Annotated in this window: 12 protein-coding genes; 4 read left to right on the top strand and 8 right to left on the bottom strand. The window is 72.2% G+C overall.

All coding sequences use genetic code 11. The features are described from left to right. Window positions 1-50 precede the first annotated feature (50 nt). Both ACGFNH_RS12620 and ACGFNH_RS12615 read right to left on the bottom strand, forming a co-directional pair. Window positions 51-965, bottom strand: a complete 915-nt coding sequence (locus tag ACGFNH_RS12620) for a helix-turn-helix domain-containing protein (protein WP_393653075.1) — start codon at window positions 963-965, stop codon at window positions 51-53. 251 nt (window positions 966-1,216) lie between these two features. Next, complete coding sequence (locus tag ACGFNH_RS12615) at window positions 1,217-1,678, bottom strand: MarR family winged helix-turn-helix transcriptional regulator (RefSeq protein WP_393653074.1); 462 nt, start codon at window positions 1,676-1,678, stop codon at window positions 1,217-1,219. Between the two features lie 127 nt (window positions 1,679-1,805). On the opposite strand from ACGFNH_RS12615, the gene ACGFNH_RS12610 reads away from it, so the two are divergent. Next, on the top strand, window positions 1,806-2,645 hold the full coding sequence (locus ACGFNH_RS12610) for an NmrA family NAD(P)-binding protein (protein WP_393653073.1): 840 nt from the start codon (window positions 1,806-1,808) through the stop codon (window positions 2,643-2,645). 77 nt (window positions 2,646-2,722) lie between these two features. Here ACGFNH_RS12610 and ACGFNH_RS12605 read toward each other — a convergent pair whose 3' ends face one another. Continuing rightward, window positions 2,723-3,427 (bottom strand): 4'-phosphopantetheinyl transferase, encoded by a 705-nt coding sequence (locus ACGFNH_RS12605; RefSeq protein ID WP_393653072.1) that lies wholly within the window; start codon window positions 3,425-3,427, stop codon window positions 2,723-2,725. Window positions 3,428-3,564: 137 nt separating this feature from the next. Beyond that, on the bottom strand, window positions 3,565-4,944 hold the full coding sequence (locus ACGFNH_RS12600; RefSeq protein WP_393653071.1) for an FAD-binding oxidoreductase: 1,380 nt from the start codon (window positions 4,942-4,944) through the stop codon (window positions 3,565-3,567). Between the two features lie 126 nt (window positions 4,945-5,070). Between ACGFNH_RS12600 and soxR the strand changes: the two genes are divergently transcribed. Further along, on the top strand, window positions 5,071-5,547 hold the full coding sequence (soxR, locus tag ACGFNH_RS12595; RefSeq protein WP_393653070.1) for a redox-sensitive transcriptional activator SoxR: 477 nt from the start codon (window positions 5,071-5,073) through the stop codon (window positions 5,545-5,547). On the opposite strand, the gene ACGFNH_RS12590 is transcribed toward soxR, so the two are convergent. From ACGFNH_RS12590 to ACGFNH_RS12575, 4 genes are all read right to left on the bottom strand, one after another. Next, window positions 5,513-6,637, bottom strand: coding sequence for an alpha/beta hydrolase (locus ACGFNH_RS12590; RefSeq protein WP_393653069.1), 1,125 nt, complete (start codon window positions 6,635-6,637; stop codon window positions 5,513-5,515). The genes soxR and ACGFNH_RS12590 overlap by 35 nt on opposite strands. Before the next feature lie 448 nt (window positions 6,638-7,085). After that, window positions 7,086-7,712 (bottom strand): NADPH-dependent FMN reductase, encoded by a 627-nt coding sequence (locus tag ACGFNH_RS12585; RefSeq protein ID WP_393653068.1) that lies wholly within the window; start codon window positions 7,710-7,712, stop codon window positions 7,086-7,088. Between the two features lie 59 nt (window positions 7,713-7,771). Beyond that, window positions 7,772-8,590, bottom strand: coding sequence for an NAD(P)H-binding protein (locus tag ACGFNH_RS12580; protein WP_393653067.1), 819 nt, complete (start codon window positions 8,588-8,590; stop codon window positions 7,772-7,774). 91 nt (window positions 8,591-8,681) lie between these two features. Next, complete coding sequence (locus tag ACGFNH_RS12575; protein WP_393653066.1) at window positions 8,682-10,358, bottom strand: acyl-CoA dehydrogenase family protein; 1,677 nt, start codon at window positions 10,356-10,358, stop codon at window positions 8,682-8,684. 99 nt (window positions 10,359-10,457) lie between these two features. Between ACGFNH_RS12575 and ACGFNH_RS12570 the strand changes: the two genes are divergently transcribed. Both ACGFNH_RS12570 and ACGFNH_RS12565 read left to right on the top strand, forming a co-directional pair. Next, window positions 10,458-12,029, top strand: coding sequence for an MFS transporter (locus ACGFNH_RS12570; RefSeq protein WP_393653065.1), 1,572 nt, complete (start codon window positions 10,458-10,460; stop codon window positions 12,027-12,029). A 134-nt stretch (window positions 12,030-12,163) separates the two neighbouring features. After that, window positions 12,164-12,892, top strand: a complete 729-nt coding sequence (locus ACGFNH_RS12565) for a TetR family transcriptional regulator (RefSeq protein ID WP_393653064.1) — start codon at window positions 12,164-12,166, stop codon at window positions 12,890-12,892. Window positions 12,893-12,894 lie beyond the last annotated feature (2 nt).

Raw genomic sequence — 12,894 nt, 5'->3', positions numbered from 1 at the left:
CTCGGCCGGTCCGGGACCGCCTCCGTCAGGCGGCCCCGGACCCGCCTCCGTCAGCCGACGGCCACCTCTGCTCGCGGGCCGCGACCGCGGCCCGCGAGCGAACGCTCCACGTCCTCGGCGTGGTAGTAGGTCTTCCCCGCCCGGCTCCCGCGTCTCCAGGCGTGCTCACTGGCCAGCCGGTAGACCGTCCCGCGCGGCACCTGCCACAGGGCGGCGATGTCCGTGGCACGCAGCCACAGGGTGCGGCCGGCGGCGGGCCTGCCGTCCGTGGCCTTCGGGCTCCCCGCCACGGGCGACCGGCGCCCGAGGCTCACCCACTCGTGCATGGCCCAGTTGTGGTCCGGCTCGGCGGTGCACACGATCCGGGTGTCCTCCGGGCCGTTCCGGCGCGGTCCTGCGTAGGTGCTGAGGGTTCCCCCGCACCCCTCGCGGGCGCACGCGCCGATGACCATGCGCTGCACCTGGGGCGGTTCGACGACCCGTCCGGCGAACGCCAGGAGCCGTTCCAATTCCGCGGTCAGCTCGGCGACGGCGGAGTGCCCTGCCAGCCAATCCACATGGCGCAGAAGGAAGGCGGCGAGCACGCGGACGTCACGGCGCGGGACGGACGTACCGCGCTCGTCGACGACCAGGCCGCTCCACGAGGCCAGGACGCGCATCATCGCCTCACGGGCCTCCACGGCGGCCGTGTTGAGCGGCATCCCCGGCGTGGTGCGGCCGGGCGACCGCTCCAACCGGCGCTGCCCCGATCCCCCGAGCACGCGCCCGCACTCCTCGTGGAGCGCAGGAAGGCTCGTCAGCGTGCGCGCCATGGCGCCCAGGCAGGACGAGCACAGGCGGGTTCCGAGCAGCGGACGCTCCCCATGGCGTACGGCTCCGGATGCGGACGCTTTCCGGCAATGCACCCCCTCGCACGTGCTGTTGGCCCCCGCCATGTGCGCAACACCCTGATATTGCTTCGTCATCGGTTTCCCCCCTCGACGAACTGTTCTCGAACCCCTCCAGTATCGGACCGACATGGGAGGGGAACTGGTGAATTGTCCGTCACCTGACGAAGACTGTTCCGAAGCATTGCGCGCAGCCCAGCCAGGGTCTTCGAGGAGACCGTTCCGCGACATTCCAGGTGCGATGTCCGCATACGGCTGACCGTCACATGACGATCCGCTGACACAACGGAGAGGGAAAACAGGAAGAGTGCGGGAGAGGTGAGGGGAGGTCAGCCGCGCAGCTCGGCGCAGTGCTCCAGGACGCGCCCCAACAGGGCGGCCAGCCGGTCGCGTTCGGCGGCGGACAGCGGCGCGAACACGGCGTCCTGAGCCTCGGCGAGGGCCGTGTCGATGCGCCGGAGCTGGGCCACTCCGCCCTCGGTGACGGTGATGGTGTTGCGCCGGCGGTCGGCGGGGTCGGTCGCGCGGACGACCTGGCCCGACGCCTCGAGTTCATTGACCGCTTCGACGATGTAGCTGCGGTCGATCCCGCATCGGCGCCCGAGTTCGGCCTGGCTGAGCGGGCCGAACTCCTCGAGTGCCGCGAGCAGCGCGAAGTGGTAGCGCCGTGAGTCGACGGCGCCGAGAGCCTCCGACACGAGCCGGCCGGCATGGGTGGCGATCTGGGTGATCTGCCAGCTCGGCAAGGCGTGCAGTCGGGCCGGGGCCTGGGAGAGAGCCTTCGCGTCCACGCAAGGACCGTAGCAGATCTGTTGGCCGTACCCACGAATCTGCTAACGTTGGTGACACCAACGTTGACCTGGCCATCGATCACTCGCGGGCGGCGTCGGCTCAGCACCTACCGAGGGAGCGACATTCATGATTCTGGTCACCGGAGCCACCGGAAACGTCGGCCGCAATATCGTCGGTCAGCTTCTGGACGCCGGGGAGAAGGTCCGCGCCGTCACGCGCGACCCCGGAAATTCCGGAATGGCGGCGGACGTTGAGGTTCTGCCCGGCGACCTGACCCGCCCGGAATCGCTGACCGATGTCCTGCGGGGCATCGACCGGGTTTTCCTTTTCCCGGTGTTCGGCGCCCTCGACGGTTTTCTCGACGTCGCCAGGACCGCGGGCGTGGAGCATGTCGTCCTGATGTCGTCGTCCGCCGTGGAGTTCCCGGAGCCGGGCTGGATCGGACAGGCCCACCTCGACTGCGAGGCCTCCGTGGCCAAGTCGGGCATCCCGCACACGTTCGTGCGCGCCGGCCTGTTCATGCGCAACGACCTCGGGTGGGCGGCGCAGATCGCGGACGGCGGCGTGGTCCGCTCGGCCTACGGCACGGCCGCGGCCGCACCCGTCGACGAGCGCGACATCGCCGCGGTCGCCACGCAGTCCCTGCGGACGGCGCGGGCCGGCAGCGTCCACACACTCACCGGCCCGGAGTCCCTCACCCAGATCGAGCGGGTACGGATCATCGCGGAAACGCTCGGCCGGCCCGTGCGGTTCGAGGAGTTGAGCCGGGAGGAAGCCCTGAAGCACCTGGTCGGCCAGATGCCCGAGGAGGCCGCCTCGTTCCTTCTCGACCAGCTCGCGTCCTGGCAGGGAACGACCGCGGAGGTGCTCCCGACCATCGAGCAGGTCACCGGACGTCCGGCCCACACCTATCGCGAGTGGGTCGGCCACCACGCCGCGGACTTCGAGGCCGCCGCATCGCGCTGACGCGACGTCACCCGCTGTCCGGCGCATGGCCGGAGAGCCGCCGCGCAGGCGCTCCGTGTCACCGCGGTGCCCTTCGGCTACGCGCCGGCGGGCACCGTGATAGCGGTGACCAGCAGGCCGTCGCGGGCCAGCCAGCGACCAGGGAGCCCGGAGGGGAACCTCCGTGCCGCTCCGGACTCCCGGAGATGTGCGGTGAACGTACCGGCGGACGGATCGAAGACGATCTCCGCGTCCCGGAACGTGAGCCGCTGCCCCGTCAGCGGATACCAGACCTTGAATACGGCCTCCTTGGCGCTGAACAGCATCCGGTCCCAGCACAGTTGGGGCCGGATCGAGCTCAGCCGAGTCACGGACTCGGCCTCGGCGGGGAGTGCGATGACGGGGAGGGTGCCCTCACCGAGCGGCCCGTCGCGTTCGGCGTCGATGCCGATCGCGAGGACGTCGGCACGGCGGGCGAGGGCCGCAGCGCGGTAGCCGGCGCAGTGGGTCATGCTGCCGGTGATTCCGGACGGCCAGCGCGGTGCACCCCAGGCGTCCGGCAATACGGGCACCGGGTCATGCCCGAGGTTTTCCAGAGCCCTCCGGGCACACATCCGTACGTCCGCGAATTCTCTTTTCCGGCGGTTCACGGAACGGCTGACCACCACCGCTTCCTGAGGAAAGAGCGCGGAAAGGGAAGCGTCCGTCGTCTCTCCCCTGAGATCGGCCGCGGAGACCGTCGCCGGAACGATTTCCTCGATCACGGCGCCCCCTTTCTTTCGCGGGTCGTGGCTGAAAAGCATCGCTGAAACGGCATGGCGCACCGGGCAAGCGGTGGAGCGCCACGGCACGATCGCGGGCACTGCGCCAAAACACAGAGGGCGGGCCGCCCCCACATGGGGACGGCCCGCCCTCTGTGCTCTCCGCCTGCCCCGGACCGTCAGGCCCCGGGCACCGGCGGGATGTTGTGGTTGATCCGGAAGATGTTCCCCGGGTCGTACGCGGCTTTGAGCCGGGCCAGCCGCTCGTAGTCCTCGGGGCGGTAGCCGCGGCGCACCTGGTCGGGCGCGCTGTCGCTGCTGAACATGAAGCTGGGCAGCATCATCCCGGTGTCCCAGGCGCCCAGTTGGTCCAGCACGCTCTGCTCGGCCTTGCGCGAAACGTCTGCGGATTCGGCGGGTGCGGGCATGCTCATGAACAGGTGGAACTCGCCCTCGGGCCGGGCGAGAGCACTCGGCACCGCCGCGGGCCTGCTCAGCGCGCCGCCCAGATGGCGCACCTCGACACCGCCCGGCGGCAGGTTCGCACCGGGACCCGCGACCGCCACCAAGGCGTCCACCGCGTCCTCGCCGAACGAGCGCAGCACCGCCGTCCGCGCCCACGCCGGGGTCGGGCGGGGCGGGTCGCGGTAGATCTCGCCGACCCGGGTGTACGGCATCTCCTCGACGGTGTCGTCCTCGGGACCGAGCGCGCGCAACGGGGCGATCAGCCGCTCGCCCTCCTCCGCGGACCCGGTGTACGCGATGCGCAGATGGACCAGGAACCGCCCGCGGTTGTGCTCGGGGACCGCCGGGTGGTCCGGGAAGCGGAGCAGGATGATGGAGGAGCACATCTCCTCCGGCAGGCCGTCGAGCCAGGCGAAGTAGGTGCGCAGCACGCGCTCCGACTGCTCACCGGGAAAGAACAGACCGCCGCCGTACAGCCGGTCCATGGGCACCAGGTCGATCTCGGCCGCCGTGACCACACCGAAGTTGCTGCGGCCGCCGCGCACCGCCCAGAACAGGTCGGCGTCGGAGTCGGGCGTCACGGTGAGCACCTGTCCGTCGGCCGTGACGACCTCGAGGGACCGCACATGGTCGGCCGCGAAGCCGAACGTCCGCCCGAGGACGGGCAGTCCACCGCCGGTCAGATACCCCATGACGCCGACGTCGGGCGACGAGCCGTTGAGCGGGGCGAGCCCCGACTTCGCGGTCTCGGCGACGACTTCGCCCCAGATCAGGCCCGCTCCGAGGCGCGCCGTCCGGGCGCCCGGATCCACCGAGAGGTCTTTGAGGCGGCGGGTGCTGATGAACACGGCGCCGTCGGCCGGTACGGAGACGCCGTGACCGGTGGACTGGACGGCGACCGGAAGGCCGGCCTCGGCGGCGTGGCGGACGGCGGCGGCGACGTCGGCGGCGGAGTCGGCCACGACGATCACGGAGGGGGCGTGGGTGACCGTCAAATTCCAGCCACTGTGCTGCTCTTCGAAGCCTTCGTCGCCCGGGAATAACGTCAACCCTCCCACCGCGGCACGCAACTCCTCGGCACGATTCGTCTTCATGGCAGATCCCTTTCCGGATGGTGCAACAGGAGAGACGTACGGCTGTTCATACTAGTCGTCAGGGTGCGGTCGGTGGGGTGTGCACCGAGGTGGGATGGAGATGAAAATCTGGCTATCCTGGCCCGCATGCCCAACATTCCGTGGCAGACAAAGGAATTAACGGTAGGCGAGTTGGCCGAGCGGAGCGGAGTCGCCAGTTCCGCAATCCGTTTCTACGAGAGCGAGGGGCTGATACGCAGCCGAAGAACCGTGGGGAACCAGCGGCGTTACCACCGCGACACCCTGCGCCGCGTCGCCGTCATCGCCGTCTCCAAGCAGGCGGGCATCCCGCTGCCTGTCATCCGGGACGTCCTGGGACGACTCCCCCAGCACCGGGTTCCGACGAAGGAGGAGTGGGCCGACGTCGCCGACGGCTGGCACGATCTGCTGACCCGGCGCATCGACGAACTGACCATGCTGCGCGACGGGTTGGTCGACTGCATCGGTTGCGGATGCCTCACCATCGAGCGCTGCCACATCGTCAACCCCTCGGACCGGCTGGGCGAACAGGGGCCCGGGCCACGTCGCCTCAGGCGCGCGGAGCGGACGGACAGACCGGACTGACCGGACTGACCGCACTGACCGCACTGACCGGACCGAGCGGAGCGGGCGGACCGGGCGGACCGGGCGGACCGGGCGGAGCGAGGAGACGCTCTTCGAGGAAGCCCAGCAGTCGCAGGTGGTACGCACGAGCGGCCCAGCCCAGGCTGATGTTGTGCCCCGCGGCGGGCTGCCGGTCGATCGATACGGCCGCCTCCGGGAGCAGTCCGCGCAGGGCGGCGAGCGCCTCGGGGTCGTGCCGCCAGCGCTGTTCGTACGCGGCAAAGGTGAAGCGCACCGGGATCCGTATCCGGGGCGCGAGGTGCTCGAACGTCCGCTGCCAGCGCGGCACTTCCTGTGCCTCCCGGGGCGGCATGGGGGCGACCAGAGGGCGGCAGAGCCGGAAGGTGTCGGGCGGATAGAGCCGCAGCGGCCCCCAGTTGTTGCGTCCCAACTCGCGTCGCCACCTCAGCTCGTCCGGCGTCGGGTCCGCCGCGGACTGCGTCCCGCCCGGGGCGGACTGCGTCGGGTCCTGCACGGACTGCTTCGGGTCCTGCGCGGACGGCGTCGCGCCCCCCTCGGACTGCGCGCCGCGCGCCCCGGGTTCGAGGGCGAACCGGTAGCCGCAGCCGGAGATGCCGAGACCGAGCAGCGGCAGATCACCATGGTCCGCCGCGAGGGTCAGAGCGGTCTTGCCGCCGTAGGAGTGGGCCAGCACGAACACCCCCGCGCCCAGCGAGTGGCGCTCGGCGAAGTCGGCGAACCCGCGCCGCAGGAGCGCGGTCTGCTCCGCCAGCGGAAGCCCTTCGGGCAGGTCGCCGGACGACAGCCCGTAGCCGGGCCGGTCGACGGCGAGCACGGTGAAGCCCAGCTCGGCGCCCAGCGTGAGCAGCGACAGATCGGGGTGGGCGGGGCCGTGGAAGTACCCGGCCCGCATGCCTCCGCCGTGCACGGCCAGCACCGTGGCGCGCGGAGGCGTGCGGGGCTCGGCGAGCAGAGCGGACAGCCGGATGCCACCGGCGTCGAGCACGATGTCGCGTACGGCGGGCCGGGCTGCCGCTCCGGGCAGGGGTGACGTGCCGTGGGCGGCGGGCAGGGTCGTCGAAATCGGCATGGCGGGATCCCTCCACGGTTCACGGTGCGTACCGGGCCGGGCCGGGCCGCCCGGACGGGCAGGAGCACACGGGCGGCGGGCGGGCGGCGGGCGGGCGGCGGGCGGGCGGCGGGCGGGCGGCGGGCGGGCGGTTGATCAGCGGTGGGAAAGCCGGCCTGCGGGCGGACGGGCGGTGCAGGGCGTCGGTGCGCCGGCCGCCTCGCGGACAACGGGTGCCGGGCACCTCGCGGACAACGGTCTGCCGGCCGCCTCGCGGACAACGGGTGCCGGGCACCTCGCGGACAACGGTCTGCCGGGCACCTCGCGACGGTGCACCGGTGGCACCCGTCCGCATGTACGGGTCGCCACCACCGATCCGTACCTGCGGGCGTGTTCCCCCACACGATCACCGGTCCGTGCGGCCGGCCGTGCGGGCGGTGTTCGTACGGGCGAGGCGGGACCGGCCGCGTCAGGCCGTCCCCACCGCGGCAGGCACCAGGCGCGGCCGCGCGGCCCGTCCGTACGGATACCGGTCCCGCCCCTCCCGCAACACCCGGGCCCACCACGCGAGTTGGTCGAGCAGTGCCGTCGCGGCGGCGTTGGAGCCCTCCGGGTCCCTGGGGTTGCCGTCCCCGTCGAAGCGGTCCCAGACGTCGTGGAAGCTGACCGCCTCGCGCACCGTGACGGCATGCAACTCAGGGAAGACCTGGCGCAGTTGCTCGACCGCGCGCAGCCCTCCCGACCTGCCGCCGTAACTGACGAAGCCGACCGGCTTCGCCTGCCACTCCGCGTCGTGCCAGTCGATGGCGGCCTTCAGCGAGGCGGGGAAGGAGCGGTTGTACTCCGGCGTGACCAGGACGAACATGTCCGCTCGCGCCAGTCGCGGGGTCAGATGGGCGAGCAACTGGGCCACGTCGCCGGGCGGCTGCGCGACGGGCTCCCCGGGGAGGGGGAACTCGGCCAGGTCGACGACGTCGGTCCGCAGATCGGCCCGCAGGCGGGCCTGTCCCGCGAACCAGTGCGCCACGGTCGCGCCGGTCCTCCCCTTCCGTCCGCTGCCGATGACGACTGCCAGCGACAAGTGATCCCGCGTCATGATCAGCCTCTCTTGGATGGGTCGCTCCGGGGCCGCGCCGGGCGGCCCCGGAGCAGGGATCAACGGAAGTCGGCGGCGTGGTCGGCCGCCCACTGGGCGAAGGTGCGGCCGGGCGTACCGAGGAACTGCTCCACGGGCGAGATCTCGTGGGGCCGGTCGACCAGTTGGGCGAACATCTTCAGCCGCGCCTCGATCGCCCCCGCCGGGATGCCGACGTCGCTCATCTCCTTGCGGGCCTCGTCGTGCGTGATCTCCTCGAACCGCACCGGCCTGCCGATCGCCTCCCCGATGATGCGGGCGCGGTCGGCGTAGGTGATCGACTCCGGTCCGCTGAACAGCGGCCTGGCGCCCAGGAGTTCATCGGTGAGCAGCGCGCGGGCACCGATCTCGGCGATGTCGCGCTCGTGGAGCGGGGCCGAGTGGGCGCGGGCGAACGGGCCGCGGGCGACGCCGGTGGTCCTGATCGGCTCGCTCCACTCCAGCGCGGTCACGGCCAGCCCCCCGGCCGGGTGCAGGAAGGTCCACTCCAGCCCCGACTCCTCGATCCTGCGCTCCAGATCACGGTGGCGTACGGCGATGAAGTTCTTGGGGTCGTCGTCGCGTGCGGTGTACGAGGACAGCGCGACGATGCGCCGTACGCCGTGCCGCACGGCGCGCTCGATCAGCTCGGCCGGGCCCTCGGGGAACGCGGCCAGGACGAAGAAGACCGACTCGATCCCCTCCATCGGCAGGTCCTGGGTGCGGGCGACCTCCACACCCTGCGGCAGCCGGGCCCGTCCGGGGTCGCGGGTCAGTGCCCTGACGTCGGCACCCGCCTTCAGCAGCAGGTCGACGAGGGGACGGCCGACATGTCCCGTCGCGCCGGTCACCAGTATCACGATGTCTCTCCTCGGGGTTGGGATGTCTGCGGGTGCAGGCTGTCCGCGGGTGCAGGTTGTCCGCGGGGGCAGGCAGTTGGCTGTCGGGGCGTCAGGAGGCCAGGCCGCGGGTCCAGTCCAGCGCCGCGGGCTCGAACTGGACGACGGCGTGACTGGCCACGGACCGGACGTCGCGCCAGAAGCGCTGCAGCGGCTGCCCCTCCTCCTGGGCACGGGTGCCGCCGGTGCGCAGGAGCCCGTCGACCGCTCCCGTGAGCATCTCCAGGGCCAGGGCGGCGTCGCGGCGGCTGCGCCGGACCAGTCCGGGGTTGAGCGCGCCGCTGTCGGCGGTCTCCGCGATCCGCTCGATCAGCAGCTGCGCGGCGTCGATCTCCCCCGCGGCGCGGGCGTAGCCGACCTGGTACGCCTGCCCGGCGTCCGCTCGGGGTCCTGTCGGGGTGACCGCCACACCGGCCGCGGCGGCTTTGAGCGCCCCGAACGCGGCGCCGAGGGCGGGGGCGACGAAGGTCAGGCCGTTGACGGCGAGGGTCGGCACGGGAGGTCCGGGCACGCCCACGCTCCGGCCCTTCATGGCGTCCTCGCGCAGGCAGGAGCGGTGTTCGGGGACGAGGACGTCGTCGAGGACGAGCGTGTGACTGCCGGTGCCGCGCATGCCGAGGGAGTTCCAGGTGTCCTCGTACGCGAAGTCCTCGCGGGGCACCAGGAAGAACCGCGGCGGGGTGCCGCCGGCGGACGGCGGGCCGGAGGGGGCGGGTCCGGCCAGCAGCGCCCAGTCCGCGTACTCGACGCCGGAGACGAAGGTCCACGCACCTGTCAGGCGCCAGCCGCCGTCCACCGGTGCGGCCGTGCCGAGCGGCTTGACGACGGCGACGACGCGGGCGTCCGGCCCGTTCTTCCACACCTCGGACTGGGCCTGCTCGGGCAGGCAGATGACGTAGCGGGTGGCGAAGGCGAACAGGGAGGCCAGCCAGGCGGTCGCGGAGCAGGCCTGGCCCAACTCCGCCACGGAACGGGTGAGTTCGGTGTACGAGCGGGGCTGTCCGCCCCAGCGCTCGGGAACGAACCAGCGGGCGAACCCGGCCCGGTCCAGCGCCTCGATCACCCCGGGCTGGACGCGGCGGCCCGCGTCGGCCTCCGCGGCCTGGGCCGCGGCCACCATGGCGACCTTGGCCGCCGCGAGCGGCTCGTCGGTACGGGTCGGTGCGGTCATCACTGATGCCTCCGGTTCGTGGGGGTACGGGTGCTGTGCCGGAACGGCGGGCTCCGAGGGCCGCGCCGGTGCACGGTCGGCCCGCGGGTGCTCCGCCGGTGAGGAACCGGCCCGCGGGGTCCGCTCCGGTGCCCCGCCGGCCCGGCGATCGCGCAGCAGGTCCCGGCCCGTCGCGCTCTGCTGCGCGGCGGTGATCTCGGCCCAGGTGGAGTGGAGGACGGTCCCGTCGGGGGTATGGACCGTCGCCTTGCCGGATCCCCGGTACGTACGTCCGGAGCGCTGCGCTTCGACGTTGACGGTGACGTAACCGGGCATGCCGGCACCGGGATCGAAGGACTCCTTGAGCATGTAGCGGAACCCGGTCTCCGTCCCCGTCCAGGTGCCCCTGCCGGTGCTCACGGGCGTGACGTGGGTGACCACTCCGTCGGGCGTGAAGGAGATCGTGAACTCGTCCGTCTGGTCGTCGTGGGTCACCGTCCCCGTCCAGACGCCGAGCGGAGTACCGGCCTCCGCGGGGGCTCCGCCGTCCGACGGTCCGTCATGAAGCCCTGTGGTCATCGGTGTTCCCTTCCGTCAAAACAAAACACGCGTACACTTCTAACCGCTCGTACATTTTTCTGCTGGCGGCGCGTCAGCGCTCGCACCCTTGGAGAGGCCATGCCTGTCGAAGCCCGGTCCGTTCCCGCCCCCGAGGCGGCCCGGACGCCGCCCGGCGAACGGCTGGGGCTCGCCCTGGCCGTGATCGTCACCGCTCAGCTCATGCTGATCCTGGACGGCACGATCATGAACATCGCGCTGCCCAGCATCCAGACCGACTTAGGCGTCAGCAGCGCGAACCTGGCCTGGGTGGTCACCGCGTACGCGCTCGTCTTCGGCGGGCTGCTCCTGCTCGGCGGGCGCGCCGGCGACCTCTTCGGCCGACTGCGCGTCTTCCGCATCGGCATCGTCGTCTTCACGCTCGCGTCCCTGCTGGGCGGCCTCGCCCCCAACGAGGGCGTCCTCATCGGGGCGCGCGCGCTCCAGGGCGTCGGCGCCGCCATCACCGCTCCGGCGGCCCTGTCCCTGATCGCCACGACGTTTCCCGAAGGCCCCGCACGGAACCGGGCCATGGGCGTCTACGGCGCGATGAACGGGCTGGGTTCGACCCTCGGCCTGCTGCTCGGCGGCCTGCTGACGGAGTACCTCGACTGGCGCTGGGTCCTGCTGGTGAACATCCCGATCGGCGCGGCCGTCATCATCGGCACGCGTGTCCTCAAGGACGGTTCGCGCGGCACCGGCCGGCTCGACGTCCCCGGCGCCCTCACCGGCACGGTGGGCCTGACCTCGCTGGTGTACGGCCTGACCCGGGGCGGCTCGGAGGGCTGGGACGACGCAGCCGCCATGGGCTCGCTGATCGCCGCCGCCGTCATGCTCACCGTCTTCCTGGTCCTCCAGGCCCGCAGCAGCCACCCGATGCTGCCGCTGCGGCTGCTGCGCGACCGCAACCGCGGCGGGGCCTACGCCACGATGCTGCTCATCGGCGCGGGCATGTTCGCCATGTACTACTTCCTCACGCTCTTCATGCAGCAGATCCTCGGCTACTCCGCGATGCGGACCGGGCTGGCCTATCTCCCGTTCAGCATCGGCATGTTCGTCTCCGCCGGGCTCCTCGGGCCGCGGCTGGCGGGCCGGTTCGCCCCGCGCGCCATCGTCGCGCCCGGCCTGGCCGTCAGCGCCCTCGGTGTGCTGTGGTTCAGCACGCTGGACCCCGGCGCCGACTACCTCACGCGCCTCGCTCCGGCGATGCTCATCACCTCCCTCGGCCTCGGCATGAGCTTCGTACCGCTGACGCTCGGCGCCGTCAGCGGGGTGTCGCAGCAGGACGCGGGCATCGCGTCCGCGGTCCTCAACACCTCGACGCAGGTCGGCGGAGCGCTTGGCCTGGCCTTCCTGCCGGGGCTCGCGTCCGGCGCGGCCGACGACCGGCTGCCCGACGCCTCCGCCACGTTCTTCCGGGCACTCGCCGCGGACGACGGCACGCTGCTGGCCCGTGCGGCCGACGCCCTGACCCACGGCTACGGCCGGGCGTACCTCGCGGTGGCGGCCCTGTACGCCGCCGCCATGGTGATCCTGCTGCTCGCCGTCAACACCCGGAGCCCGCGGCAGGCACAGGCCGGGCCGCCCGCGGAGGCGAAGAACACCGAGGGCACGAAGGACGGGGCGTACGTCATGGACTCCGCCAAGGACTGACCGACGCGGCGCTGTGGCCGCGGCACACCCGCCTCGGCCGCAGCGCACACAACCCCGCGGTCTCCGGCCCCGGTTGCCCGGGTGCGGAGGCCGCCCCGCCGTAGAATCGACGCGCCCCGATGGAGAGGAATCCCGTGGCCGGCACCGCCAGAGAAGACTCCGACCGGAAGCAGCGGGCCGGTGCGCCGGTCGTCGTTCCCCGACCCGACGGCAAGGGAGAGCGCACCCGGCAGCGCATCCTGCAGGCGGCTCGCGAGACGTTCGGCCGGGTCGGCTACGACCGGGCGACGATCCGCATGATCGCGGCGGCGGCCGACGCGGACAAGTCCTCGGTGATGCAGTACTTCGGCACCAAGGAGGCCCTCTTCCGCCAGGCCGTCCACTTCGACATCCCCATCGAGGAACTCACCACCCGGGACCCCGAGTCGACGGCCGAGAACTATCTGCGCACCATGCTCGGCCGCTGGGCGACCACACCGGACAGCCCCATGGCCGTCCTGATGCGCACCAGCATGACGAGCGAGGAGTCCGCCGAACTGCTGCGCCGTCAGGTGACCACGCAGTCCGTGGACGCCATCGCGCGGAGCATCGACCTGCCCGACGCCCGGCTGCGGGCCGGGCTGTTCTCGGTGATCATGCTCGGGATCGCCAGCGGGCGGTATCTGCTGCGCGTCCCGGACGTCAGCGAACCGTCGCTGGAGGACCTCATCCGCGTGGCGACCCCGGTCATCCGCGCTCTGATCGCCCCGGAGGGGGACGGCTCTGTGGAGGACGCCACTTCCCCGAAGGAGGACGGCTCTCCACGCGGGGACGGCTCCATCGAGCGCGGCGCCGTCCCCGGGCAGGCCGGTCCCGCGGAGTGACA

The sequence above is a fragment of the Streptomyces sp. NPDC048639 genome (assembly GCF_043199075.1).
GTDB lineage: Bacteria > Actinomycetota > Actinomycetes > Streptomycetales > Streptomycetaceae > Streptomyces.
The sequence above is the reverse complement of the archived record's forward strand: the minus strand, read 5'-3'. Positions and strand labels throughout refer to the sequence as shown.